Here is a 26,175-nt window from a genome sequence, read left to right as displayed (position 1 = left end):
GGTTATTTAACCGTATGAAAAGAACACTCTGGCTGCTGGCCGCGGGGCTGATTGCCGTGTTGGCCATTCCCGTACTGCTGGGCGGCACTGACCTGATTCATCTGCTCGCCGGGTTTCCGCCGGGCCTTTTTGCCTTGATGCTGGGCATGATACTGGCCTGCTGGGTACTCAATGGTGCCAAACTGCGCGTTCTGTTGGCGGGGCGCGCTGGCCATATGGGGTTGATGCGCGCTACCGGTACGGTGATGGCCACCGAGTTCGCCATCTGCGCGACGCCTGGAGGAAGCGGCGGGCCCTTGACGCTGATCGCCCTGCTGACACGGCGTGGCGTACGCCCGGCCCAGACCACGGCCATCTTTGCCGTGGATCAGATCATCGACCTGCTGTTCTTTCTCTGTTCGATGATTCTGATGATGATTTATGTCATCTCACGCTCGATCGATGCACGGCTTGGCTGGATGCTGGTGGTGCCCATGACGCTCTTGTGCCTGGCGCTACTCGGGGTCATTCTGATGGGCCGCTATCATCGCCGTGTGCTGATCGTGACCGGCCGCCTGCTGAGTAGAATGCGCATCAGCGCAAGGCTCCAGTACGCCATGGTACGCCGCGTACTGCTCTTCAAGCAGGCCTTTACCGAAACCCTGCAACTGCCACGCTCGGCACTGGCCTCGGCTTTCGGGTTCGGGATCGTGCACTGGATCGTGCGCTACAGCATTCTCTACGTCACGCTGTACGGTCTTGGGCAGCATCTGGATTGGGCCTGGACGTTCCTGGTGCAGATGCTCTCCATGGCGGCAGGTCAGCTGACCCTGCTGCCCGGCGGTGCCGGAGGTGCCGAACTCTCCTCCTCCGCCCTGCTGGCTCCCATCGTGGGCCAGAGCAGCGCGGCGGCCGCGATTCTGATCTGGCGGGCGATCACCTACTATTTCTATTTGATTGCCGGGGCCCCGGTCTTCATGCTGATGGCCGGACGCCCGCTGCTCAGAAAGGTTCTCGAGGGGCGCAAGCGCAAGGCGCAAGGTTGACCCTTCGCACCGCCGCCAACAACCGGGCATGAAAACCAGACATAAAAACCAGGCATGAAAAAGGGGTGCCACCAGGCACCCCTTTTTTGTTGCTTACCGGCTTACCAGCCAGTCACTTCTTTCAGCGCGTCGCCGATCTCGGCCAGAGAGCGCACGGTCTTGACACCGGCGTCTTCAAGGGCTGCAAACTTCTCGTCAGCGGTGCCTTTACCGCCGGAGATGATGGCGCCGGCGTGGCCCATACGCTTGCCAGGAGGTGCAGTCACACCGGCAATGTAGGAAACCACGGGCTTGGAAACGTGATCCTTGATGTAGGCCGCCGCTTCTTCTTCCGCCGTACCACCGATTTCGCCGATCATGACGATCGCTTCGGTTTTCGGATCCTTCTCGAACATCTCCAGGATGTCGATGAAGTTGGAGCCCGGAATCGGGTCGCCACCGATGCCTACACAGGTCGACTGACCGAAACCGTGGTCAGTGGTCTGCTTGACGGCTTCGTAGGTCAGGGTGCCCGAACGGGAAACGATACCAACGCGGCCCGGCTGGTGGATGTGACCCGGCATGATACCGATCTTGCACTCACCGGGAGTGATGACACCCGGGCAGTTCGGACCGATCAGGCGGACACCCAGCTCGTCGCATTTTACTTTCGCTTCGAGCATGTCGAGGGTAGCGATACCTTCGGTGATGCACACGATCAGCTTGATACCGGCGTTAGCGGCTTCAAGGATGGAATCTTTACAGAACGCTGCCGGCACGTAGATAACGCTGGCTTCTGCACCGGTTTTCTCGACCGCTTCGGCAACGGTGTTGAAAACAGGCAGGCCCAGGTGCTCCTGGCCGCCTTTGCCCGGCGTCACACCGCCGACCATTTGCGTACCGTAGGCAATCGCCTGTTCGGAGTGGAACGTGCCCTGGCCACCGGTGAAACCCTGGCAGATGACCTTGGTGTTCTTGTCGATCAGGATGCTCATTACTTGCCCTCCGCCGCTTTAACAACCTGCTGAGCCGCGTCGGTCAGACTGGTAGCCGCGATGATGTTCAGACCGCTGGAGGCCAGTTTTTCAGCTCCCAGCTCGGCGTTGTTACCTTCCAGACGAACAACGACCGGAACATTAACGCCCACTTGCTCGACGGCACCGATGATGCCTTCAGCAATCATGTCGCAACGAACGATACCGCCGAAGATGTTGACCAGAACGGCCTTGACGTTGTCGTCAGACAGGATGATCTTGAACGCTTCTGCCACGCGCTCTTTGGTCGCGCCGCCGCCTACGTCCAGGAAGTTGGCCGGCTTGCCGCCAGACAGGTTGACGATGTCCATGGTACCCATGGCCAGGCCAGCACCGTTGACCATGCAGCCGATGTTGCCATCCAGCGCGACATAGTTCAGTTCCCACTTCGCCGCGTCGGCTTCACGCTGATCTTCCTGGGAAGGATCGCGCATCGCTTGCAGGTCCGGGTGACGGTACAGCGCGTTGCTGTCGAGGCCCAGTTTGGCATCGAGGCAGTGCAGGTTGCCTTCGTCGGTGATGACCAGCGGGTTGATTTCCAGCAGCGCCAGATCCTTGTCATGGAACAGCTTGGAAAGGCCCAGGAAGATCTTGGTGAACTGCTTGATCTGGTCACCCTTCAGGCCCAGCTTGAAGGCCAGCTCGCGCGCCTGGTAGGGCTGTGCGCCTACCAGCGGGTCGATTTCGGCTTTTAGAATCTTTTCCGGTGTCTCTTCGGCAACCGTTTCGATTTCCACACCACCTTCGGTCGACGCCATGAAGACGACGCGACGGGTAGTACGGTCAACCACGGCGCCCAGATACAGCTCATCGGCGATATCGGTGCAGGTTTCGACCAGAATCTTGGCAACCGGCTGACCTTTTTCGTCAGTCTGGTAAGTCACCAGGTTCTTGCCCAGCCACTGCTCGGCAAATGTCTTTGCTTCAGCCGGGTCCTTGATCAGCTTGACACCGCCCGCTTTACCACGGCCGCCTGCGTGCACCTGGGCTTTGACTACCCACATGTCGCCGCCGATCTTCTTGCAGGCTTCTACTGCTTCTTCGGGAGTGTCCACGGCAAAGCCCTTGGACACTGGCAGACCATAATCAGCAAACAGCTGTTTGCCTTGATACTCGTGAAGGTTCATCGATTCATGCCATTGGTTGCATGTGACTCGAATGATGGGCAGATCATCTGACCTGGCCATCCCCGTACTTTCGGTGGCTAGTTTACAACACAGCCGAAAGCGATGCGCCACCTTATGGTGGCGCCTGGTGGTTACCGCTGAACTGTTTAACGCTTTTTACGATTGGCCATGTGAATGGCGTGGCCTTCCACCGCCAGTGCGGCTTCGTGGATGGCTTCTGACGTGCTCGGGTGGGCGTAGCAGGTCAAGGCCAGGTCTTCAGCGCTGGAACCGAATTCCATGGCAATAACGCCCTGGGCAATCAGTTCACCGGCGTGCTGGCTGACGATGTGCATACCCAGAATGCGGTCCGTTTCGGCATCGGCAATGATCTTGGCCATACCTTCAGGCGCATTGTTGGCAAGCGCACGGCCATTGGCCGAGAACGGGAAGGAACCGGTCTTGACTTCGATGCCTTTCGCCTTGGCATCCTGCTCGGTCATGCCTACCCAGGCCACTTCCGGCGAGGTATAGATAACGCTCGGAATAGCGTCGTAGTTCATTTCGGCCTTGTGGCCGGCAATGATGTCAGCGACCATCACGCCCTCTTCGGACGCTTTATGGGCCAGCATCGGGCCACGGACACAGTCACCGATCGCATAGACGTTAGGCACGTTGGTACGGCACTGGTCATCGACGAAGATGAAGCCGCGCTCGTCGAGCTCGACGCCAACGCCATCGGCAATCACGCCCTGGGTGTAAGGACGGCGACCAACGCATACGATCAGCTTGTCGAAGGTCATTTCCTGTTCGCCGTCAGCATCGGTGTACTTGACGACAACTTCGTTGTCCTTGACGTCGGAACCGGTAACGCGTGCGCCCAGCTTGATGTCCAGACCCTGCTTCTTGAGCAGCTTCTGGGTTTCCTTGGCAATGGCACCATCGACCATCGGCAGGAAACTGTCCATGGCTTCCAGTACGGTGACGTCTGAACCCAGACGGTTCCATACGCTGCCCAGCTCGAGGCCGATGACACCGGCGCCGATCACGCCAAGGCGCTTGGGCACTTCCGTGAATTCCAGTGCACCGGTAGAGGTCACGATCAGGTCATCGGTCAACGGTGTCGGCGGGATCTCGACCGGCACGGAGCCTGCTGCGATGACGATGTTGTCAGCGGTGTACGTAGTGGCATTGCCATCATGGTCAGTGACTTCGACTTCGGTGGACGAAGTGACTTTACCTTTGCCTTCCAGCGCAGTGACGCCATTGGCCTTGAACAGTGCGCTGATGCCGCCCACGTTCTTGTTGATGACCGAGTTCTTGAACTCGAGCATCTTGGCGATGTTAGCCTTCGGCTCTTCGATCTCGATACCGACTTCGGCAAAGTGATCGCGTGCTTCAACAAACTTATGTGACGTTTCAAGCAGCGCCTTGGAAGGAATACAGCCGACGTTCAGGCACGTACCGCCATGAACGGTCTTGCCTTCCTTGTTGACCCACTTTTCGACACAGGCCGTTTTCAGACCCATCTGTGCTGCGCGGATGGCAGCAACGTAACCGCCAGGGCCGGCGCCGATAACGATCACATCAAACTTGTCAGCCATGTTGGCTCCTTTAGCTTGGTGCTCTTCTCCCACGACAGGACATCGGGAGAAGAGCTGTGTACGACTGCATAACTATGGTGACGCGCATGGCAATATCAATACGCGAAGATACGTTACCTATGTACCTTAGACGTCCAGCAGCAGGCGTGCCGGGTCTTCCAGCAACTCTTTGATCGTTACCAGGAAGCGAACGGCGTCTTTACCATCAATCATGCGGTGGTCGTAAGAGAGCGCCAGATACATCATGGGGCGAATCTCGACCTTGCCGTCGATCGCCATCGGGCGATCCTGAATCTTGTGCATACCCAGAATGGCGGTCTGCGGCGGATTGATGATCGGCGTGGACATCAGCGAACCGAACGTACCGCCGTTGGTGATGGTAAAGGTACCGCCGATCATGTCATCCATGCCCAGCTTGCCATCACGGCCACGCTTGCCGAAATCGACGATAGTGCGCTCGACGTCGGCAATCTTCATGCTGTCGGTATCACGCAGTACCGGTACGACCAGACCACGGTCGGTAGAGACTGCAACACCGATATCCTGATAACCGTGATAGACGATGTCGGTGCCGTCGATCGAGGCATTGACATCCGGGAAGCGCTTGAGCGCTTCAGAAGCTGCCTTCACGAAGAAGCCCATGAAGCCGAGCTTGACGTCGTGAGCCTTCTGGAAAGTATCCTTGTACTGCGCACGCAGGGCCATGATCTCGGTCATGTCCACTTCGTTGTACGTGGTCAGCATGGCCGCCGTCTGCTGGGCCTGAACCAGGCGCTTGGCAATGGTCTGACGCAGACGCGTCATCGGCACGCGCTTCTCGGCGCGCTCGCCTTCAGCAGCCGGTGCCGCCGCGGCCTTGGCCGGTGCTGCAGAAGAGGACTTCGCGGCTTTCTTGGCAGAGCCATCCTTCACGGCTTTCTGAACGTCTTCCTTCAGCACGCGACCGCCCTTGCCGGTGCCTTCGATCCTGGCAACGTCCAGGTCGTGCTCGGCGATCAGCTTGCGCGCGGCCGGGGCCACGATCTTGTCGCCCATCTTCTCGTCGCTTTCGCCGTTGTCGGCGGACGCTTCCGGCTTGTTATCCGTGGCACTGGCATAATCGCTGCCGCCGCCTTCAGTAAAGGTCGCCAGAATCGCTTCGGACTCTACCTGACTGCCCTCTTCGGCCTTGATTTCGGCCAGTGCGCCGTCAGCCGGTGCGACCACCTCAAGTACGACCTTGTCGGTCTCGATATCGGCAAGCACGTCATCGCGCTTGACCGCTTCACCGACCTTCTTGTGCCAGGTCGCGACCGTGCCTTCCTGGATGGACTCAGGGAAGCTCGGCGCCTTGACGTCGTGCTGCTTGCCGCCGCTGCTGGGCTTTTTCTCTTCCTGCTTGGCGTCTTGCTTGTCGTCAGAGGTCTTCTCGGACTGCGCGGCGTCGTCGGAAGATTTCTCTTCCTTCTTGCCGCTGTCGCCTGAAGCGCTGCCCTCGCCGATCTTGCCGAGTACCTGTTCGGACTCGACGGTATCGCCCTCTTCGGCCATCACGTCAGTCAGGGTACCCGCTTCCGGTGCAACGACCTCCAGCACCACCTTGTCAGTCTCGATCTCGACGATCAGCTCGTCGCGCTCGACGCTATCACCCGGCTTTTTGTGCCACGCTGCCACGGTACCTTCGGCAACGGATTCCGGAAAGGTTGGCGCTTTGATATCAGTAGCCATGTCGTTTCCTTATATGTTCTCTAAATCCGGCGGGCGCTTTACAGATTGAAAGCGTCTTCCACCAGCTGGCGCTGCTGTTCAGTGTGAACGGACATGTAGCCCGCCGCCGGTGCGGCAGAGGCAGGACGTCCGGCAAATTTCAACTCGCGTCCCAGGCCATCCTTGAGCATATCGGCCACTGTACGCATGTGGTGCTGGCTTGAATACCAGGCGCCCTGATTCAAGGGCTCTTCCTGACACCAGACAATGTCTTCCACATTGGTATAGGCCTTGAGCACGTCCAGAAGCTCGTCTTTCGGGAACGGGTAGAGCTGCTCAAGACGGATGATCGCCGTATCGCTGCGCTCGTTCTCGGCACGCCAGGCGGCCAGGTCGTAGTAGACCTTGCCCGAACACAGGACAATGCGGGTAACGCTTTCGGCAGCGAGATCCGCCTGATCCGGCAGCACCATCTGGAACTTGCCATGCGCCAGATCGTCAAGGCTCGACACTGCTTCCTTGTGGCGCAGAAGCGACTTGGGCGACATGACGATCAGCGGCTTGCGCAGCGGACGGATGACCTGACGACGCAGCAGATGGAAGATCTGCGCCGGCGTGGTCGGCACACACACCTGCATGTTGTGCTCGGCGCACATTTGCAGGAAACGCTCAAGACGCGCGGACGAGTGCTCGGGCCCTTGGCCTTCATAGCCATGGGGCAGCAGCATGGTCAGGCCACACAGGCGGCCCCACTTGCTTTCACCCGAGGAGATGAACTGGTCGACCACCACCTGAGCGCCGTTGAAGAAGTCGCCAAACTGGGCTTCCCAGATGACCAGATCGTTGGGCGCGGTAGTGGAGTAGCCATACTCGAACGCCAACACGGCTTCCTCCGACAGGAAGGAGTCGTGAATGGTGAAGCGCGGCTGACCATCGGCCATGTTCTGCAGCGGCACGTAGGTAGAGCCATCTTTCTGGTTGTGTATCACGGCGTGGCGGTGCGAGAACGTACCGCGCCCCACATCCTGGCCGGTAATACGGATAGGGTGGCCCTGATCCAGCAGCGTGGCATAGGCCAGGGTCTCGGCAAAGCCCCAGTTCATCGCCATGCCGCCGGCCTGCATCTTGCGGCGGTCTTCGTAGATCTTGGACACCTGACGCTGTACGTCGACCCCGTCCGGGATCTCGCACATCTTGGCCGCCAGCTGCTGAAGGCGCTTCATGTCGAAGGACGTGTCGGCGTCGCCTGACCACTCGTGACCAAGGTACGGCGCCCAATCCACAAACAGGGATTTATTGGGCTCTTGCACCAGCGCATTGGCCACATGGTTGCCCGCTACCAGATCGTCACGATAGGTTTCGGTCATCGCCTTGGCGTCGTCTTCGGAAAGCACGCCTTCGTCTACCAGGCGCTTGGCGTATAGCGTACGCGAGGAGGCGTGGTCCTTGATCTTGGCATACATCAGCGGCTGAGTGCCTGACGGCTCATCCGCTTCGTTATGACCACGACGACGATAGCAGACGAGGTCGATGACCACGTCCTTCTTGAACTGCTGACGGTAATCGAGCGCTACCTGAGTGGCATGCAGCACCGCGTCCGGGTCGTCACCGTTGACGTGGAAAATCGGCGCCTGAACCATCTTGGCAATATCAGTGCAGTATTCGGTCGAGCGTGCATCCTGCGGGTTGGAGGTCGTGAACCCCACCTGGTTGTTGATCACGATGTGCACGGTACCGCCGGTCTTGTAGGCGCGGGTCTGGGACATCTGGAATGTCTCCATGACCACACCCTGGCCGGCAAAGGCGGCATCGCCATGCACATTGATCGGCAGCACCTTGTCGCCTTCCGGATCGTTACGGCGATCTTGGCGCGCCCGTACGGAACCTTCGACCACCGGTGCCACGATCTCGAGGTGCGAGGGGTTGAACGACATGGCCAGGTGTACTTCACCGCCAGGCGACATGACGTTGGAGCTGAAGCCCTGGTGATACTTCACATCGCCAGAGCCACGCTCGATCACCTTCTTGCCGTCGAACTCGTCGATCAGATCCGCCGGGTTCTTGCCCAGAATGTTGACCAGCAGATTGAGGCGACCGCGGTGAGCCATGCCGATAACGACTTCCTTCGTGCCATAACCGCCAGCACGCTGGATCAACTCGTCCATCATCGGTACAAAGACTTCACCACCCTCGAGACCGAAACGCTTGGTCCCCGGGTACTTGGACGCCAGATAGTTTTCCAGGCCTTCGGCAGCGGTCAGACGCTCGAGCACATGCTTGCGCACATCGTCGCTGAACTTGGGCGCACTGCGTACTGACTCGAAGCGGCGCTGCAGCCAGCGCTTCTCTTCGGTGTCCACGATGTGCATGAACTCGCAGCCGATGGAGCGACAGTACGTCTTCTCCAGCGCATCCACGATGTCGCGCAGCGGGGCCTTGTCAATACCCAGGAAAAACGAACCGGTCTGGAACTCGGTGTCAAGGTCAGCCTTGGTCAGCTGATGGAACGACAGGTCGAGGTCGGGGACGGGGGTGGGATTGCGCAGTCCTAGCGGATCGATATCGGCCTTTTGATGACCACGGAAGCGATACGCGTTGATCAACTGCAGGACTTTCACCTGCTTCTTGTTCTCACCGCTGTCGGCTGCAGGCGCAGCGCGACCGGGACGACTCTCTCGGCCCAGCTGGTAGAACTGATCACGAATGGGGCTTAGCGGAACATCGTGGGAGGCACTGCCCTCGGGACGTGGCAGCTGGTCAAAATAGCTACGCCATTCGTCAGGGACAGCATCAGGATCGTCGAGGTACTGCTCATAAAGCGCTTCCACGTAGTGGACATTGCCACCACTAACGTGAGAGGAACGCCACATTAACTCCATTATGCCTTGTTGCATCTCTCGGTCACCCTGCACTGATGGGGTGGTATCGGCATCGCTGCAAAGGCGCAGCGACATCGCTATTGCCCTGCCGGCGGGGCGGGACATTTGCCGGCGGCATCGGCCTGAGGCCGGAAGCCCTACTTAACTGGAATTTACTGCCTTATCAATATACTACTCAGTTCATGCTCAAAAGCCGGTACGTACAGCACCGGCTTTTAAACTTGACTGGCCAGAGGTGCGACGCGTCGCCGCACCTCGTGACAAACCCTATGATAACAAGCGAAGCGTCACGATTTAAGTAGCAAAATGCTACAAGTTGCGTGACAAACGCATTTTATTTATCCGCAGGCCGATCAGGTGGCGTCTGCAAGCAGCATTTCACGGATCTTGCCGATGGCACGAGTGGGGTTCAGGCCTTTCGGGCAAACCGCCACACAGTTCATGATGCCGCGGCAGCGGAACACCGAAAACGGGTCTTCCAGATCAGTCAAACGCTCGCGAGTAGCAGTATCGCGGGAGTCGGCCAGGAAGCGATAGGACTGCAGCAGACCGGCCGGCCCCACGAACTTGTCGGGGTTCCACCAGAACGACGGGCAGGATGTCGAGCAGCAGGCGCACAGGATGCACTCGTACAGACCGTCGAGCTTGTCACGCTCTTCCGGCGACTGCAGACGCTCGATGGCCGGCGCCGGGGTCTCGTTTTGCAGGTACGGCTGAATACGCTCGTACTGCTTGTAGAAGATACCCATGTCCACGACCATGTCGCGGATGACCGGCAGACCGGGCAGCGGGCGCAGAGTCAGCTTGTTGTTTTTCACAACGTCTGACAGCGGCGTGATACAGGCCAGGCCGTTCTTGCCGTTCATGTTCATGCCATCGGAACCGCATACACCCTCGCGGCAGCTGCGACGGAACGCCAGACCGCTATCCTGCTCCTTCATCAGGTGCAGAACGTCCAGCACCATCAGATCGCGCCCCTTGGTATCGACTTGGAACTCCTGCATGTAAGGCGCGGAGTCGGTTTCCGGATTGTAACGGTATACGGATACCTGAAGATTGGACATTGTAACTCCCTCTCGTCAATGCGGAGTTTAGTAGGTACGAACCTTGGGTTCGAACGTATCAACGGTTTTCGGCTTGAAGTTGACGTCGCGCTGCTTCAGCTCCTTGGTGAGCGGGAAGTAGAGCGAGTGTTTCAGCCAGTTGACATCATCACGGTCTGGGTAGTCGTAACGCGAATGGGCACCGCGGCTCTCTTTACGCTCAAGGGCGGCAATTGCCGTCGCTTCGGCCACTTCCATCAGGTTATCAAGCTCCAGTGCTTCTACACGGGCCGTGTTGAAGGCATTGGACTTGTCAGGCAGGTAGGCATTGGCGATACGCCCACGCAGCTCGGCCAGTTTTTGAACGCCCTCCACCATGTTCTTCTCTTCCCGGAATACCCCGAAAGAGTTCTGCATGATGCTTTGAAGCTCTGCCTTGAGCTCAGGAATGCTCTCGCCGCCTTCAGATTCGTTCCAGCGGGTAATGCGCTTCATGGCGGATTCGATGTCGGATTCGGAGGCATCCAGGTATTCGATACCTTCGTTCAGTGCGCCTTCGATAAACATACCGGCGGCACGTCCAAAGACAACGAGATCCAGCAAGGAGTTCCCGCCCAGACGGTTGGCACCGTGTACCGACACGCACGCCGCTTCACCACAGGCAAACAATCCGTTGATGATCTGATCGTTACCGTCTTCGTCCTGGAGAATAGCCTGGCCGTGAACGTTGGTCGGAATACCGCCCATCATGTAGTGGCAGGTAGGCACGACCGGGATCGGGTCCTTGGCAGGATCGACGTGCGCAAATGTCTTGGAAAGCTCGACGATACCCGGCAGGCGCTTGCCCAGTACTTCTTCACCCAGGTGATCAAGCTTCAGGAAGACGTGATCGCCCTTCTCGCCACAACCACGGCCTTCGAGGATCTCCATTACCATGGAGCGCGCCACCACGTCACGACCCGCCAGGTCCTTCGCGTTGGGCGCGTAACGCTCCATGAAGCGCTCGCCATCCTTGTTGATCAGATAGCCACCTTCGCCACGGCAGCCTTCGGTAACCAGCGTGCCCGCACCGTAGATACCGGTGGGGTGGAACTGCCACATTTCCATGTCCTGCATCGGGAAGCCGGCGCGCAGCGCCATGCCGATACCGTCACCGGTATTGATCAGGGCATTGGTGGTGGAAGCGTAGATACGGCCAGCACCGCCTGTCGCAAGCACTGTGGCCTTGGACTTGACGTGCACCACTTCACCGGTCTCGATGCACATGGCAATGCAGCCCACCACGTCACCATTGGCATTCTTCACCAGATCAACCGCGTACCACTCGTTCAAGAAGGTCGTGTTGTTCTTGAGGTTGTTCTGGTAAAGAGTGTGCAGGAGCGCGTGGCCGGTGCGGTCGGCCGCGGCACAAGTACGTGCCGCCTGGCCACCCTCACCAAAGTTCTTCGACTGGCCGCCAAACGGACGCTGGTAGATGCGGCCGTTATCGAAACGAGAGAACGGCAGGCCCATGTGCTCGAGTTCGAATACGGCCTTGGGGCCTTCGGAGCACATGTACTCGGCCGCATCCTGGTCGGCGATGTAGTCCCCGCCCTTGACGGTATCGTACATGTGCCAGCGCCAGTCATCCTGCGGGTCGGCAGAGGCGATCGCGCAGGTAATGCCGCCCTGGGCAGAAACGGTGTGGGAACGTGTCGGGAACACTTTGGATAGAACGGCTGTCTTCTTGCCGGACTTGGCCAGTTCCAGAGCAGCGCGCAGGCCAGAGCCACCGCCACCGATGATGATGGCGTCAAACGTCAGGCTACGTAGGTTAGACATGTATCAAGCTCCCCACAGAATTTGAATGCCCCACACCAGATAAACGAAGATGGCCAGAATGATCAGCGTCTGGGCACCCACGCGCAGGCGAGTGGACTTGAGATAATCGGTAGTTACGGTCCACAGGCCAATCCAGGCGTGGGCGGCAATGGAAATGAATGCCAGCAGCGAGAAGATCCGCATCCACGTCTGGTTGAAAAGGCCGCTCCAGGTGTAGTAGTCAAGGTCGGGGTTGAATAGCAGGTAGGCGACCATGAAAACCGTATATACGGCCAGCACCACGGCAGACACACGCTGCATCAGCCAGTCAGACAGCCCGCTGCGGCCAAAACTTGTAATATTGGTTACCATACCCAGACTCCTGCCAGAACAATCAGAACCGCACTGACCACAACCGTGATCTGCGCTTTTTGCACGCTTCCTTCCAGGGTCACACCGATATCGGCGTCCATCAGCAGGTGCTTGATGCCCGCCACGAAGTGGAACGCCAGCGCAGACAGCAGACCCCAGGCAACAAACTTCGCCAATAGGTTATTGGCCAGTGCGTTGCTGACTTCATCAAAGCCTGCCGGAGATGACAGTGACTTGCCCAGCGCCCAAAAAGCGAATATCAGGCCAACAAACAGGATCACACCGGTGATACGGTGAGTGATCGATGTCAGCGCCGGAAGTGGGAAGTGTATCGTAGTTAGATCTAGATTTACGGGTCGTTTGCTATTCACGGCTTATACACACTCTCTTGGCCCGCTCTGCGACAGGTCGGGCATAGCCCGAGCGGGCAGTGGTTGCTGGAAGGGGCTCGGCCGTTTGCCAAGTCAAGCACGACCACCTACCTGCCGGTCGCGCGCCGTGGATTATAAGAACCTTAGCCCCTGCTGACAAACCGAACTCGGACCTAACTCGACTATGGTGCAAAAAAAAGCGGCCAACCCGAGTCGATTTTGCGATGCAGCATCGATATAGTGACAGAGACCTGATCGTTTGATAAGCCTGTTAAGGAGTCGTCAAACCTCGATCACTTCGCTACTATGATCAGCATTATCCATATACAAGCATTATTCAAAATAATAATTTTTGCATAACTTTGTTTACATGCCTTGCGCCTAGCGGTTTGCCTAATTGACAAAATGTCGCACGCTTCTATAGTGGGCAAGCCTTTTCGCCGGCGCGGTATGCGAAACAACGACTTTACGTCCCAACCCGAATCCGAAAGGAGGCCAGAATGGCTGACAGGAAAGCAACATTGACGGTAGACGGTCTTGATAAAACGATCGAACTACCCATGTACTCCGGCACGCTTGGGCCAGACGTTATCGACGTTCGCGGCCTGGGAGCCGAAGGCCTGTTCACCTATGACCCCGGCTTCATGGCCACCTCTTCTTGCCAATCTGCCATTACCTATATTGATGGCGGCAAGGGCGTATTGCTGCACCGCGGCTACCCCATTGATCAACTGGCCAAAGAGTCCAATTTTGTAGAACTGTGCTATACGCTGCTGTTTGGCGAACTGCCAAGCGACGAGCAGTATGCCGACTTCGCGGCGCGCATTCGCAACCATACGATGGTGCACGACCAGATCAACAACTTCTTCAAGGGGTTCCGTCGCGACGCACACCCGATGTCCATTCTGTGCGGTGTCGTAGGGGGCCTTGCGGCGTTCTACCATGACCACATGGATATCACCAAGGAAGAAGACCGCACGGTAAGTGCCATTCGCCTGATCGCGAAGATGCCGACGATTGCAGCCATGTCGTACAAGTACAACATCGGCCAGCCGTTCAACTATCCGCGCAACGACCTGAGCTATGCAGAGAACTTCCTCTACATGATGTTCAGCAATCCGTGCGAAGAGTACAAGATCAACCCGGTCTACGCGAAAGCGATGGATCGCATCTTCATGCTGCATGCCGACCATGAGCAGAATGCGTCCACCTCTACCGTACGCCTGGCAGGCTCGACGGGGGCCAATCCGTTTGCGTGCATCAGTGCTGGCATTGCCGCGCTATGGGGCCCGGCACACGGCGGCGCCAACGAAGCCGTACTTGCCATGCTCGATGAAATCGGCGAAGACACCGAAGAGAACATCCAGCGTTTCGTCGATAAAGCCAAGGACAAGGAAGACCCGTTCAAGCTGATGGGCTTTGGCCACCGTGTCTACCGCAACTTTGACCCGCGCGCCAAGGTAATGAAAGAGACCTGCGATGAAGTGCTGGCCGAACTGGGCCTGGCCGACGATCCGCAGCTCAAGATTGCCAAGCGTCTTGAACAGATCGCGCTGGAAGACGAATACTTCATCGAGCGCAAGCTTTACCCGAACGTCGACTTCTATTCGGGCATCATTCTCAAGGCCATGGGCATCCCCACCAACATGTTTACGGTCATCTTCGCCGTATCACGCACGATTGGCTGGATTTCCCACTGGAACGAAATGCTCAGCGAAAGCTACAAGATCGGCCGTCCGCGTCAGCTTTATACTGGTCACGACCAGCGCGACTACCCGAAGAAGTAAACACTCAAGCGCTTGTCACGAAGGCCACCTACGGGTGGCCTTCGTGTTTCTGACACATGCCAGGCAACTTCACCTCTCAGCCTTGCTCTCGGCTCTAGATCTCCGCCTGCCTGTCGCTCCCACCTCTTGCGAGCATTTGCCGTGATTCCTCCTTCCCGCAGTAGACGAAAGCACACCAACAAGCTGGGCAAATACGGCCAATACCACTTGACATTTTTGCGCGGTGGCCCCAAAAAAGGTTTTCCACACTATCTGTGGATAAGCTTGTTTATAACCACTACAAAACGTCCCGTAATCGCCATGAACAGTGACCTAGCCTTAAATTGATCATTTTTTAACCGCTTTTAAGTCATTGTTTTTAATGAACTTAAGCTTAATCGAATATTTTTTGCGAGAGGAACAAGGAGTTGTGCACAACCCAAGGGAAATGATCAGCTAACGTGGACAAGTCAAGTAGAAATATGCCAAAAATGGATAAACGGAACCAATTTTCGGGAGGCACAGGCAAGCAAGAGCACAGCAAATGAATAAACTCATTACTGAACTGAACGATAGAAGGAGATACAAGAGGGAGTGGCGTCCCATAGGGGGTTCGAACCCCTGTTACCGCCGTGAAAGGGCGGTGTCCTGGACCACTAGACGAATGGGACGTATCAACACTAAAACAAGTATATTGCGACCACCAGTGGATGGTGTTCACAATATTTTGGTGGAGCCTAGCGGGATCGAACCGCTGACCTCAACACTGCCAGTGTTGCGCTCTCCCAGCTGAGCTAAGGCCCCACATGTCCTGAAGACGGAGCGTATAGTACTGATTACGCTCGCCCTCGTCAACATGGAAAACGCCAAATGTGTAATTTCTACAGAAATGGCGCTTTCCTTGATCGTGAACCAAAAGCCTAGAGATCGCGGTACTCTTTCTCGAAACGCTTGAGCTGCTTCTTGGATACACCACCCAGCACATCAATGGCACTGCGCAGACGCGCACGCGTCACGTCTGATCCCAGGATGGCCATGGCGTCCATGACCGACGTACTCGAGGTACTTCCGGTAATAGCGATGAACACGGGCGACAGAAACGCCTTCATCTTGAGATCGAAATGCGCCGCCAGCGCTTTTACCTCTTCAAGCAGCGCCTCCTTGTGCCAGGCGGGTACGGTTTCAAAGCGCCACACCAGGAACTGCAGCAGTTTCACAAGCTCTTCCTTTTCGAGTTTCACGCTTTCAAAATCGCTTTCGCCGAGCGCAGGCAATCCTGAAAAGAAGTGCCCCGCCAATGGCATTACCTGAGAAAGCGTTTCGACCCGCGGACGTACCTGAGGAAGTATCTGCTTCACGTAGGCATCATTGAATGCCCATTCGCGCAGCGCATTGAGCAGCGCCTCGTCGTCCAGGTCTTCACGAATGTAGACGCCGTTCAACCAGGTCAGCTTCTCGAGATCGAACACCGGTCCGCCCAGCGACACCCGCTGAATGTCGAATTCGGCCATCATGTCGGCGAGACTGAATTTTTCTCGCTCATCGGGCATTGACCAGCCCATGCGACCCAGATAGTTGGTCACCGCCTGAGGCAAAAAGCCCATGCGGCGATAGTAATTGATCGAGGTCGGGTTCTTGCGCTTTGAGAGCTTGGACTTGTCGGGGTTGCGCAAGAGTGGCATGTGGCACAGCTCGGGCATTTCCCAGCCAAAGTAGTTGTACAGCAGCTGATGCTTGGGTGCCGAGTTGATCCACTCCTCACCGCGCAATACGTGAGTAATGCCCATCAGGTGGTCATCCACCACGTTTGCCAGATGGTAGGTAGGCATGCCATCGGACTTGAGCAGCACCTGGGCATCGATTTGAGCCCACTCGACCTCAATGGTGCCGCGCAGCATATCTTTCACGACGCAAACGCCTTCGCTGGGTACGTTCATGCGCACCACGTAAGGCCAGTTCTCCTGCTCACGCCGTGCCACCTCTGCTTCATCGAGCTTAAGGTCGGCCGGTTTAAATGCCAGCTGCAGGCCCGCTTGCTTGCGTGATTCCCGCAGTTCGTCAAGCTCTTCAGCCGTGCGGTAACACTTGAAGGCATGGCCAGCATCCAGCAATTGTTGTGCATACTGGGCATAAATATCCCCACGCTCGCTCTGGCGATAAGGGCCGTGGGGACCGCCTACGTCAGGGCCCTCATCCCACTCGAGCCCCAGCCAACGCAGTGAATCCAGGATCATCTGCTCGGATTCAGCCGTTGAGCGAACACGGTCGGTATCTTCGATACGCAGAATGAACTGCCCACCGTGCTGGCGCGCAAAGCACAGGTTGAACAGCGCAATATAAGCCGTACCAACGTGGGGGTCACCGGTAGGAGAAGGGGCGATGCGAGTACGAACGGTCATGAAACATCCTTATGGCAAGAAAGCGTAGCGATATTATACCTGCCCTTCGCACAACCAACAGCGTGACGAAGGGAACGACTTGCGCAGAAAATCGTCAAAGTAAATGTAATAAGGTTATAGATTTCAAGATGCGTGTCTTTGCGCAATCGCTTAGTATTGTGCAGTCGCCAAAATTGGCGATTGTGCATGCAAAGTAGATCGAAATGCACTTAGCATGCAGGAAGTGCCGCTTAGCGGCAAAGCAAACTTAACGAGTTGACAATGCTCATTAATAGGAAATCGAAATGGAATCGCTAGGCTCACGTATAAAGCAATTGCGGCTGAGGGCCAAGCTTAACAAGGCTGCTCTGGCGCGCAAGGTGGGCGTTTCGGATGTCACCATTTCCTACTGGGAATCAGGAGCTATCAAGCAAATCGGTCATGAGCGCCTGGTTGCGCTTGCCGAGGCGCTGGATTGCTCGCTTGCTACCCTGCTGGAAGGTGATACTGCCCCTCAGCTATTGACGTTGACTCATACCGGTCCCCTCCCCTGGGAACAGGTTCAGGCAACGACAATTACTGTTCCGCACTACCTGTCTTTGAACATCGACTGGAAAGCACCGTGCGTCATGGCTACCCCCGGCCCTGATACGGACTTTTCACCGGTAGCAGCCAATGATCTTCTGCTGCTTGGTCCCACGCACGTGTTTCACAAGGCAGGGCATTACCTTGTCCAGCGTGATGAGCGCTTTGTGCTGGAGCATTTTGCCAAAGCCCCCGCTGATACGGTCATTCATGCCGTACTTCTTGCACACTGGCGTTCTGTCTAAAGCATCTCTCCCCTTTCTTCAATTAACGTCCACCTGGTCACGGGTTCGTCTTGGCTCATCCCCCACCAAGAAACGACGTGAGTAGGTGGCTATCTGACCTAAACCATGGCGGGATTGACTAACCAGCTCTCCCGCCAGGTATTCGCCTTTGGGACCAATACGCGCGCGCACCGTGCCAGGCTGAACGCTCGATTCGGAAAGTTGTACGCGCACGATGTAACCTCCATCCGGCAATCCGCTTCCCGAACCAAAGGGACCTGCACTGAACTGACCATCGCTGACGCTCGTACGCGATTGCCAGCGAACGCGGCTTAACTCACGCTCGACGGTTACCTGTATCCGGGCGCCATCCGGCAGGTTGGTTTCTCCCTGCACGGTCAGGCGGCGGTCGCTTCCAAGTGACACAGAAGTAGCGATCCCCACATTCAGCGGTTCTGGCTGCTTACTGGCGGGAGGGTCAACGGGAGATCGATGCTCATCTTGCGCGACTGGATTACGGGCAGGTTCCTCTTCCGGCCCGCCACACCCTGCTATCATCGTGATGAACAATAGTCCCAGGCCTAGGCCTGCTTTTAGCTTGTGCATGATGCTTCCCTCGACAACGGCGCCTTACAGGTTATCACTGTCGCCTCAAGACGACAGTGACTTACGCCGTTCACGACGTGAATGATGTCGAGACAGGCGCAATGACAGGCGACGCGCCTGCGAGATTCACTTCATTTCAAAACCACGTTCGATCAAATAGTCGCGCATGTGAGGGCGCAGCTTGTTATCGAATAACGGCGTCAGGTTATGCGACCAGTCGGTATCCTTGTTACCACTGCTGCGTGACTGGTAATACGCCTGCATGGTGGCATCAAAATCCTCGACAAGCGCGGCATCCGCCGTGTAGTAATCTTCCTTGAGCACGGCTTCAACCGGCAGGCGCGGCTTGACCTCAGGGTCATGATCCGGGTATCCAAGGCACATCCCAAATACGGGATAGACATGCTCGGGTAGCTTCAGCAGGTCGCTGATTGCCTGCGGATTGTTACGGATACCGCCGATATAGCAGATACCGAGGCCTTCTGATTCCGCCGCGGTAGCCACGTTCTGCCCCATCAACGCCACATCCACCGTGGCCACCAGCAGTTGCTCGGTCATGCCGCGAACAACCTTGGCGCCGGTGCGTTCAGACGCTTCAGTGGGGCGCTTCATGTCTGCACAGAAGACCAGAAAGTCAGCACAACTGGCGATATAATCCTGCCCCCCCGCCAGCTCGGCAATCTGCTCTCGATTGGCCGGATCCTTGACATGAATCACCGTATAGGCCTGAACATGACTTGACGTGGCCGCGCCCTGGCCTGCCTGAATCAATTCGACGAGAAGCTCCCGAGCAATAGGACGATCAGTGAACTTGCGAATGGAACGGTGGGATTTCATCAGGTTGATAACGTCGTTCATGGGACCTCGCTTATGAAGAGCGGCTTTGGATCCAGCGCCAGCCATGCGTTCGCTACGCTGTGTGAGTACTAGCCTAATGAGGGCAGCGCGTTAAAATACAACTAGCGAAGCTGGCTATCTTTACTGCCGCGTCGATTATAGACACTCACGTTCGACTGCTTTTTATCCTGCTCGTTCTGGCAGTTGATGCACAACCGAACACCAGGCACGGCCAAGCGCCGCGCCTCGGGAATCTCAGCGTCACACTCTTCACAGTGCCGGCGGCTCTCACCACGCGGAAGCTGGCTGCGCGCCCGTTCCACGGCGTCATCCAGCGTTCTCTCGATCTGTTCCTGCTCGGCACCATCCTTTGCCCATCCTCCGGCCATTGCGTACCTCCCGTCTGATTGGTATTTCTCTAACAAGAGTAGCAGTAACGAGACGAACGGTTCATTGGCTCGCCTCATGGGCTTTCATCAGCGCTGCCGCCACCCAATGGCCATCAGGAATCCACATTATTTAAGCAATTATTTAGCCTAATAATTTCTTTCTGTTCAGCGACGATGTTATGGCGCCAAGGGCTATACTCTCTATACTCCCCGTGCACTATAACGATGCCAGGACAACGCCATGGACAACAGTACGCCGCAGCCACCAAGTCAGCAATGGAACGCAGACCACTACGCTCGACATGCCGACTTCGTGCCTAAGATGAGTAACGAAGTGATCAAGTTGCTTTCCCCCCAACCCGGCCAGCGGATTCTGGATCTGGGCTGTGGCGATGGCGCCCTGACCGAACGCCTGATGGAACTGGGCGCCGATGTGCTGGCAGTGGACAGCTCAGAAGAGATGGTGGCCGCCGCCCGTGCCCGTGGCGTTAACGCGCGCGTCGTCGATGCTCACGAGCTTCCCTTTGACCATGAGTTCGATGCGGTTTTCAGCAATGCGGCGCTTCACTGGATGCTGGACCCGCAAGCAGTTCTATCCGGCGTGAAGCGGGCATTGAAGCCGGGTGGGCGGTTCGTGGCGGAGTTTGGCGGACATGGCAATGTGGCGGCCATCTGCACGGCGCTGATTGCCTCGCTTCAGTTTCGAGGCATCAGCGCCCGAGGGCGTCACCCGTGGTACTTTCCGACCACTGAAGAGTACGCCCAGATCCTGCAAACCGTAGGATTCAAGGTCGATACCATAGAGCTTGTTCCCCGGCCAACCCAGCTGCCTACCGGCATGGCGGGTTGGCTGGAGACCTTTGCCAACCCATTTTTGCACGGGCTGGAAGAGGATCTGCGCCACTCGATCATCGACAATACCCTGGTATTGCTCTCCCACAGCCTGAGCGATGGGCAGGGTAACTGGACCGCTGACTACGTGCGCCTGCGCGTATCGGCCCATATCTAGAACACTCCACCTAGAACTCATCCCACTCGTCAGCCGGCTCAGTCAGCGCCTTACGAGAAGGCGTCTGATGCGGCTGATGAAGCGCCTGCTTTGGCGTTGGAGTGGCCGGCGGCGCAGGCACTGATGCCGTGCTTGCTCCGCTCGCCTGCTCCTCCAGCCGGAAGGTAGCCATCAGCTCTGCCAACTGGCGCGCCTGGTTTTCAAGCGCATTCGCGGCACTGCTGGTTTGCTGCACCAAGGCCGCGTTTTGCTGGGTGACCGCATCCATCTCCACCAGCGCTGCGTTGATCTGCTCGATACCACCGTTCTGCTCCTGGCTTGCGGTGGAAATTTCGCTCATCAGCGTGGTCATCTGGCCAATTGCCTGCACCGTCTGCGCAATGGTCTTGCCACTGCGCTCGGCCTGCTCGGCACCACCGTTGATCTGAGCGGTAGTTTGCTCGATCAGGTCACGAATCTCTTTTGCCGAGGCGGCGCTGCGAGTGGCAAGCGAGCGAACCTCGCTTGCCACTACGGCAAACCCACGCCCCTGCTCGCCGGCTCTGGCCGCTTCGACGGAGGCGTTCAAAGCCAGAATGTTGGTTTGAAACGCAATCGAGTCGATGACTCCGATAATGTCATTCACGCGCTTGGCACTGTCAGCAATGTCACGCATCAGTGTTACCGTGTGCTGGACCTCCTTGCCACCCGCTTCGGCCGATTGCGAAGCCGCTGCCGATAATGCATCAGCCGTTTGCGCTGATTCTGCATTCTTGCTCACCGTGGTCGACATCTGCTCCATGCTGGAGGCGGTCTGCTGAAGTGCCGAGGCCTGCTGCTCGGTGCGTGCAGAGAGATCCTGGCTGCCCGCCGAGATTTCGCCGGCGCCATTGAATACGCTTTCACTGCTGCTGCGTAGCGAAATAACCAACGCTTTCAATCTGGCCTGCATCGCCGCCAGTGCGCTGAATAGCTGGCCGACTTCGTTTCGACCCCGCGCTTCGATATGCCCGGTCAGGTCACCATCGGCAATATGCGAAAAGTGGGCAATTGCTTGGTTAAGCGGATGCACGACGCCCCGCATCATCGCCATGCGGATAATGACTGTGGCAACAAGGGATATCACCAGTAGCGCCAGGGCGATAACGCCAATCGTTTGCGCAAGATCGTCCACCTGCTCGATCACGCGCTGGCCTCGCGTTTCGGTATAGGCAATAAAGTTGTTCATGGCGCCATCAAGCTGAGCACTGCTTTCGCTCAATGCTTCCTGGCGGCGCTGTATCTGAAAGGGCGGGGCCTCGAGCAACGGCACGATACCTTCGGTAATGAAGGCTTCATAGGCCTGTACTACCGCCTCTCGATAGCGGGCAAGCTCGCCTCCTTCAGGAAGTGACAACGCCTGGAACTCGTCAAAACGAGCTTGTGCCGCCGCTACCGCCTGAGTTGCCAGCAGCAAGCTGGCTTGCCCCTGCTCTGGATTACCCTGAGTGCTCAAGCTGGCAAAGCGGTCCAGAAACGTCTGCGCTCGCAGTGCATTGACCTGGGTACGGTTGGCCAGGTTGGTCAGCCGCACGTTGATATCGGTAAGCTCTTCAAGGGCTCGTCCGCTTGTGTGGTTGGCATAAAATCCCAGCCCGCTGATCAACCCGATCATGAGTACCAGCAGGGCCAGCGCAGCGGTCAAACTCCACTTGATTGAGAGATGCTTCATCTTGTTGATCCCCTTGCTTTTTTATAAGTTGTTTATAATTGTCGGCCAGACTAAACCAAGCTGAAGCATTTTTCGGGGCACTATCGACCTATGTATAACGGATCGGCATAAAAAAACCCACCGAGGCTTGGCCGCGGTGGGTGATTTACATCGCCACTTGATTAAGCGGCGGTGTCCTTGAGCGTTGCCATATCAATGACGAAGCGATAGCGCACGTCGCCTTTTTCCATGCGCTCGAACCCTTCGTTGATATTATTGATATCCAGCATCTCGATATCGCAGGTAATGCCCTGCTCGGCGCACAACTGGAGCAGCTCTTCGGTTTCCGCGATGCCGCCAATCAGCGAGCCCGCCACTACCCGGCGCTTGAACACCAGGTTGAAGGCTTCGATCGCCGGCTCGATCGGCTCCAGAAGGCCTACGATGATATGCGTACCGTCGTATTTAAGCGACGTAAGGTAAGGGTTCAGGTCGTGCTGTACGGGTACGGTATCCAGCATGAAATCGAAGGTTTCCGCGACGGCTTCCATCTGTGCCGGATCGCTCGATACCACTACGTGGTCGGCGCCGTTACGCTTGGCTTCTTCTACCTTGGCGTCAGAGCGGGTAAATACAGTGACTTCCGCGCCCAGCGCCTTGGCAAGCTTCACGCCCATGTGACCAAGGCCACCCATACCAATCACGCCCACCTTGTGACCTTTACCCACCCCGTGATGCTTGAGCGGTGAATAGGTAGTAATACCGGCGCACAGAATCGGAGCGGCGGAGGCCAGGTCGATACCGTCGGGCATTTTTATGACGAAGTGCTCGCTGACCACGATGGCATCCGAGTAGCCACCCTGGGTCATGGTACCGTCCACACGGTCTTCACTGCCATAGGTCATGGTGAAGCCTTCCAGGCAGTACTGTTCCACGCCATCCTTGCAGGCACTGCAGGTCCGGCAGGAGTCTACCATGCAGCCAACCCCGACCAGATCGCCCGCCTTCAAGCGGCTCACCTTGTCACCCACTGCGGTGACCCGGCCCACGATTTCATGCCCAGGCACCACCGGGTACTGGCTCATGCCCCAGTCGTTGCGCGCAAAGTGCAGATCGCTATGACAAACGCCGCAGTAGAGAATCTCGATGGCGACGTCATCGGGACGCGGCTCGCGGCGCTCGAATGAAAAAGGGGCTAACGGTTTATCCGCTGCAAAGGCAGCGTAGGATTTAGCTTGGCTCATCAGATAAAACTCCTTTCATCGGTGATCCTCCTGACCATGAGGACACCTGATCATTATTCGCCGATTGGGGCGCGATAACGATGGGCTAAGCTCCGTATTTCTTGCCTATTTCTCCAGACACATGTGATAAAATAACAAAAAATCATTATATTTTGTCTTTATCGTCCACCCCTCTACTCTCTACTACTTCTGCAGGCTTTCATGAGCACGCTGCTTTCGAACCATCCGCCGTTAGCGCGAACCATCGCCGAGTTGACCAAGGCCGATGGCATCACCCAGACGCGCCTGCCGGGCGTCTCACTGCTCTGCCTGGGCCGCCATCAGGTACGCACGCCGCTACTCTATGAACCTAGCCTGACCGTTATCGCCCAGGGCCGGAAAGTGGGCTATCTGGGTGATCGGGAAATTCACTACAACCCTGGACAGTACCTGGTGCAGACCCTGCCATTACCTTTCGAGTGTGAAACCCACGGTTCACCCGAGGCGCCGCTGCTGGGCATTTCCGTCAAGCTGGACCCGGCGCTGTTAGGTGAAATGGTCATGGCCATGGGCGATATCAGTGTTCCTACTCCTTCCCCGATGCCCATGGCATCGGTTGCCATGACAGCGGGCATGCAAGAGGCAATGGGCCGGTTGGCAGGCACACTGGGATCTGAAACGGAGTGCGCCATCATGGGCACGGCTCGCATTCGCGAGGTGGTGTTCGAGGCACTCAAGGGAGAACAGGGGCCAGCGCTTAGAGCGCTGGTGAATGGCCAGGGGCGCTATTCACGCATTGTGCAGGTGCTGTCGCAACTTCACGTAAGTTTTGCCGATGAGTTTACCGTCGAGCAGTTGGCGCAGCAGGCCAGCATGAGCGTCTCGACGTTTCATCAGTACTTCAAGCAGATCACCCGCGCCTCCCCCGCTCAGTACTTGAAACGGCTGCGGCTGATCAAGGCCCAACAGCTTCTGTCCCAGCAGGAGCACAACGTCAGTCAGGCGGCTTTGAAGGTAGGCTATCGCAGCGCGGCGCAGTTCAGCCGTGACTATAAACGCTACTTTGGAAAGTCCCCGCTGCAGCACCGTCGTCAGGAGCAGGCGCTGCAGGGGTAGTGGGTCTTGCTTGGCGGCTTACTTGGCAAAGATCTGGCTCTTGTCCTTGAACGCCTTGAACTCCAGCGCGTTACCGCAGGGGTCGAGCAGGAACATGGTGGCCTGCTCGCCCACCTGGCCCTTGAAGCGCACGTAGGGTTCGATCACGAACTCGATGCCCTGTGCCTTCAAGCGCTCGGCGAGTGCTTCCCATTCATCCCACTCGAGCAGCACACCAAAATGCGGTACCGGCACGTCGTGGCCATCCACTGGATTGGTATGAGCACTCTCCTGGCCGGGCGTTTTCGGATGGCCATGAATGACCAACTGGTGGCCGAAGAAGTTGAAGTCGACCCAGTTATCGCTGGAACGCCCCTCTTCCAGGCCAAAGACATCGTTATAGAACGCGCGGGCCAGCGCCACATCGTAAACGGGGATGGCCAGATGGAACGGGGAAAGGTTCATGGTGATCTCCTGCACGGTCGTTATAAGGTGGCCAGCGGCGGCCAGCCGATAGTGATAGCCATCCTAGGCCGAGCCATGGGAAAATAAAATCAATATATTTTTCGCCAATCCACAAAATTTATTTATCAATGATCCGTGAGTTGAAAACCCTTGTCGCCGTTGCTCAGGAAGGTACCTTCGCCGCCGCCGCGCACAAGATCGGTTTGACCCAGGCCGCGGTCAGCGCCCAGATGAAGCGCCTTGAAGAGGCGCTGAATGTTGCCCTGTTCGTTCGCAAGGGCCGCTCGGCGACGCTGACGCCGCAGGGGCAGGAGGTGCTGCAACAGGCCCATACCCTGCTGGCGCTTTACCAAAACCTGGGGGGAGCCAATACCGGCATGGAGGCAATGACCCCGGTCACCATTGGCGCCATTGCCTCTATTCAACGCTCGCTGCTGCCCGAGGCCCTGGCGCGCTTTCATCACGCTTACCCAGGCTGCCGCACGCGGGTGCTGCCCGGACTTTCCATGGCGCTGGTCAATCAGGTGGATGCCGGCGAGCTTGATATGGCGGCAATCATTCGCCCCTCATTCACGCTGCACAGTGACCTGCGCTGGACGCCGCTGGCCCACGAACCTTTTCGCCTGATGGTTCCGGCCGCTGTTGAAGGTGATGACTGGCGTGAGTTGCTTGGCCGCGAATCTTTCGTGCGCTACGACCGTTCGTCCTTCGGGGGGCGTCAGGTAGACCGCTTTCTACGCGGCCATCATGTTCAGGTGCAGGAGATATGCGAAGTGGACGAGCTGGATACCATTATCCAGCTCGTGGCTCACGGGGTGGGGGCCGCCCTGGTGCCCCAGGTGGCCGCGCTTCAGCCCTGGCCTGCCACGGTACGCGCGGTGGATCTGGGCGTGCATACCTTTCATCGCGATATCGGTCTGATACATCGGGCAAGCAGTCAGCTAAGCGAACCGGCTCAGGCCCTGGCCAGATTCATCTGCGAAGCTGCCAGAAGCGGGCAATGAGCCAGCCCCCCAGCCTTGAAAATGGC

The 26,175-nt window shown here is 57.4% G+C and carries 22 protein-coding genes and 2 tRNA genes; 6 read left to right on the top strand and 18 right to left on the bottom strand.

Features of this window, described 5'->3' with window-relative positions; translation table 11 throughout:
* The first annotated feature begins 14 nt into the window (after nt 1–14).
* Complete coding sequence (locus tag HW452_RS01995) at nt 15–1,025, top strand: lysylphosphatidylglycerol synthase transmembrane domain-containing protein (RefSeq protein WP_224104427.1); 1,011 nt, start codon at nt 15–17, stop codon at nt 1,023–1,025.
* A 101-nt stretch (nt 1,026–1,126) separates the two neighbouring features.
* On the opposite strand, the gene sucD is transcribed toward HW452_RS01995, so the two are convergent.
* The 9 genes from sucD to sdhC all read right to left on the bottom strand — a co-directional run bounded on the left by sucD (nt 1,127) and on the right by sdhC (nt 12,899).
* Nucleotides 1,127–1,999 carry a succinate--CoA ligase subunit alpha gene (gene sucD, locus HW452_RS01990; RefSeq protein WP_106373463.1) on the bottom strand — a complete coding sequence of 291 codons (873 nt, stop codon included), beginning with the start codon at nt 1,997–1,999 and terminating at the stop codon, nt 1,127–1,129.
* Nucleotides 1,999–3,165, bottom strand: a complete 1,167-nt coding sequence (sucC, locus tag HW452_RS01985) for an ADP-forming succinate--CoA ligase subunit beta (protein ID WP_224104426.1) — start codon at nt 3,163–3,165, stop codon at nt 1,999–2,001. Before sucC ends, sucD begins: the two co-directional genes overlap by 1 nt.
* Nucleotides 3,166–3,311: 146 nt before the next feature.
* Nucleotides 3,312–4,748, bottom strand: a complete 1,437-nt coding sequence (lpdA, locus tag HW452_RS01980; protein WP_224104425.1) for a dihydrolipoyl dehydrogenase — start codon at nt 4,746–4,748, stop codon at nt 3,312–3,314.
* A gap of 126 nt (nt 4,749–4,874) precedes the next feature.
* Nucleotides 4,875–6,455 (bottom strand): 2-oxoglutarate dehydrogenase complex dihydrolipoyllysine-residue succinyltransferase, encoded by a 1,581-nt coding sequence (gene odhB / locus HW452_RS01975; protein WP_224104424.1) that lies wholly within the window; start codon nt 6,453–6,455, stop codon nt 4,875–4,877.
* A 38-nt stretch (nt 6,456–6,493) separates the two neighbouring features.
* Nucleotides 6,494–9,328 carry a 2-oxoglutarate dehydrogenase E1 component gene (locus HW452_RS01970; protein WP_224104423.1) on the bottom strand — a complete coding sequence of 945 codons (2,835 nt, stop codon included), beginning with the start codon at nt 9,326–9,328 and terminating at the stop codon, nt 6,494–6,496.
* Nucleotides 9,329–9,666: 338 nt separating this feature from the next.
* Nucleotides 9,667–10,377, bottom strand: a complete 711-nt coding sequence (locus HW452_RS01965) for a succinate dehydrogenase iron-sulfur subunit (protein ID WP_224104422.1) — start codon at nt 10,375–10,377, stop codon at nt 9,667–9,669.
* Between the two features lie 27 nt (nt 10,378–10,404).
* Nucleotides 10,405–12,177, bottom strand: coding sequence for a succinate dehydrogenase flavoprotein subunit (sdhA, locus tag HW452_RS01960; protein ID WP_224104421.1), 1,773 nt, complete (start codon nt 12,175–12,177; stop codon nt 10,405–10,407).
* Nucleotides 12,178–12,180: 3 nt separating this feature from the next.
* Nucleotides 12,181–12,528 carry a succinate dehydrogenase, hydrophobic membrane anchor protein gene (sdhD, locus tag HW452_RS01955; RefSeq protein WP_106373469.1) on the bottom strand — a complete coding sequence of 116 codons (348 nt, stop codon included), beginning with the start codon at nt 12,526–12,528 and terminating at the stop codon, nt 12,181–12,183.
* Nucleotides 12,522–12,899: a succinate dehydrogenase, cytochrome b556 subunit gene (sdhC, locus tag HW452_RS01950; protein ID WP_224104420.1), complete on the bottom strand. Its 378-nt coding sequence runs from the start codon at nt 12,897–12,899 to the stop codon at nt 12,522–12,524. The genes sdhD and sdhC overlap by 7 nt, the downstream gene beginning before the upstream one ends.
* A 500-nt stretch (nt 12,900–13,399) precedes the next feature.
* Here sdhC and gltA point away from each other — a divergent pair, with 500 nt between their 5' ends.
* The gene (gene gltA / locus HW452_RS01945; protein ID WP_224104419.1) at nt 13,400–14,686 is read left to right on the top strand and encodes a citrate synthase; all 1,287 of its coding nucleotides are present in this window, start codon (nt 13,400–13,402) and stop codon (nt 14,684–14,686) included.
* 574 nt (nt 14,687–15,260) lie between these two features.
* On the opposite strand, the gene HW452_RS01940 is transcribed toward gltA, so the two are convergent.
* The 3 genes from HW452_RS01940 to gltX form a co-directional block, all read right to left on the bottom strand.
* A tRNA-Glu gene (locus tag HW452_RS01940) sits at nt 15,261–15,336 on the bottom strand.
* 57 nt (nt 15,337–15,393) lie between these two features.
* Nucleotides 15,394–15,469: transfer RNA gene (locus HW452_RS01935), tRNA-Ala, on the bottom strand.
* A 116-nt stretch (nt 15,470–15,585) separates the two neighbouring features.
* Nucleotides 15,586–17,064, bottom strand: a complete 1,479-nt coding sequence (gene gltX, locus HW452_RS01930; RefSeq protein WP_224104418.1) for a glutamate--tRNA ligase — start codon at nt 17,062–17,064, stop codon at nt 15,586–15,588.
* Between the two features lie 284 nt (nt 17,065–17,348).
* On the opposite strand from gltX, the gene HW452_RS01925 reads away from it, so the two are divergent.
* Nucleotides 17,349–17,873, top strand: a complete 525-nt coding sequence (locus HW452_RS01925) for a helix-turn-helix domain-containing protein (RefSeq protein WP_224104417.1) — start codon at nt 17,349–17,351, stop codon at nt 17,871–17,873.
* A gap of 18 nt (nt 17,874–17,891) precedes the next feature.
* On the opposite strand, the gene HW452_RS01920 is transcribed toward HW452_RS01925, so the two are convergent.
* The 3 genes from HW452_RS01920 to HW452_RS01910 all read right to left on the bottom strand — a co-directional run bounded on the left by HW452_RS01920 (nt 17,892) and on the right by HW452_RS01910 (nt 19,684).
* On the bottom strand, nt 17,892–18,458 hold the full coding sequence (locus HW452_RS01920) for a hypothetical protein (protein WP_224104416.1): 567 nt from the start codon (nt 18,456–18,458) through the stop codon (nt 17,892–17,894).
* A gap of 126 nt (nt 18,459–18,584) precedes the next feature.
* Entirely contained in the window at nt 18,585–19,316 is a 732-nt protein-coding gene (nfsA, locus tag HW452_RS01915; protein ID WP_224104415.1) for an oxygen-insensitive NADPH nitroreductase, read from the bottom strand.
* Between the two features lie 101 nt (nt 19,317–19,417).
* Nucleotides 19,418–19,684 carry a DksA/TraR family C4-type zinc finger protein gene (locus HW452_RS01910; RefSeq protein WP_224104414.1) on the bottom strand — a complete coding sequence of 89 codons (267 nt, stop codon included), beginning with the start codon at nt 19,682–19,684 and terminating at the stop codon, nt 19,418–19,420.
* 241 nt (nt 19,685–19,925) lie between these two features.
* On the opposite strand from HW452_RS01910, the gene HW452_RS01905 reads away from it, so the two are divergent.
* Nucleotides 19,926–20,693, top strand: coding sequence for a class I SAM-dependent methyltransferase (locus tag HW452_RS01905; protein ID WP_224104413.1), 768 nt, complete (start codon nt 19,926–19,928; stop codon nt 20,691–20,693).
* A gap of 10 nt (nt 20,694–20,703) precedes the next feature.
* Here the strand turns inward: HW452_RS01905 and HW452_RS01900 are convergent, their stop codons facing one another.
* Both HW452_RS01900 and HW452_RS01895 read right to left on the bottom strand, forming a co-directional pair.
* Nucleotides 20,704–22,383: a methyl-accepting chemotaxis protein gene (locus HW452_RS01900; protein ID WP_224104412.1), complete on the bottom strand. Its 1,680-nt coding sequence runs from the start codon at nt 22,381–22,383 to the stop codon at nt 20,704–20,706.
* Nucleotides 22,384–22,544: 161 nt separating this feature from the next.
* A complete protein-coding gene (locus HW452_RS01895; RefSeq protein WP_224104411.1) occupies nt 22,545–23,606 on the bottom strand; it encodes an NAD(P)-dependent alcohol dehydrogenase in 1,062 nt (353 codons plus the stop codon).
* Between the two features lie 201 nt (nt 23,607–23,807).
* Here HW452_RS01895 and HW452_RS01890 point away from each other — a divergent pair, with 201 nt between their 5' ends.
* Nucleotides 23,808–24,701, top strand: coding sequence for an AraC family transcriptional regulator (locus HW452_RS01890; RefSeq protein ID WP_224104410.1), 894 nt, complete (start codon nt 23,808–23,810; stop codon nt 24,699–24,701).
* 18 nt (nt 24,702–24,719) lie between these two features.
* On the opposite strand, the gene HW452_RS01885 is transcribed toward HW452_RS01890, so the two are convergent.
* Entirely contained in the window at nt 24,720–25,145 is a 426-nt protein-coding gene (locus HW452_RS01885; RefSeq protein WP_224104409.1) for a VOC family protein, read from the bottom strand.
* A gap of 140 nt (nt 25,146–25,285) precedes the next feature.
* Here HW452_RS01885 and HW452_RS01880 point away from each other — a divergent pair, with 140 nt between their 5' ends.
* Complete coding sequence (locus HW452_RS01880) at nt 25,286–26,149, top strand: LysR family transcriptional regulator (protein ID WP_317986303.1); 864 nt, start codon at nt 25,286–25,288, stop codon at nt 26,147–26,149.
* Nucleotides 26,150–26,175: the final 26 nt, after the last annotated feature.

Origin of the sequence: Vreelandella aquamarina (genome assembly GCF_020075495.1) — a bacterium.
Taxonomy (GTDB): Bacteria; Pseudomonadota; Gammaproteobacteria; order Pseudomonadales; family Halomonadaceae; genus Vreelandella; species Vreelandella aquamarina_A.
The sequence above is the reverse complement of the archived record's forward strand: the minus strand, read 5'-3'. Positions and strand labels throughout refer to the sequence as shown.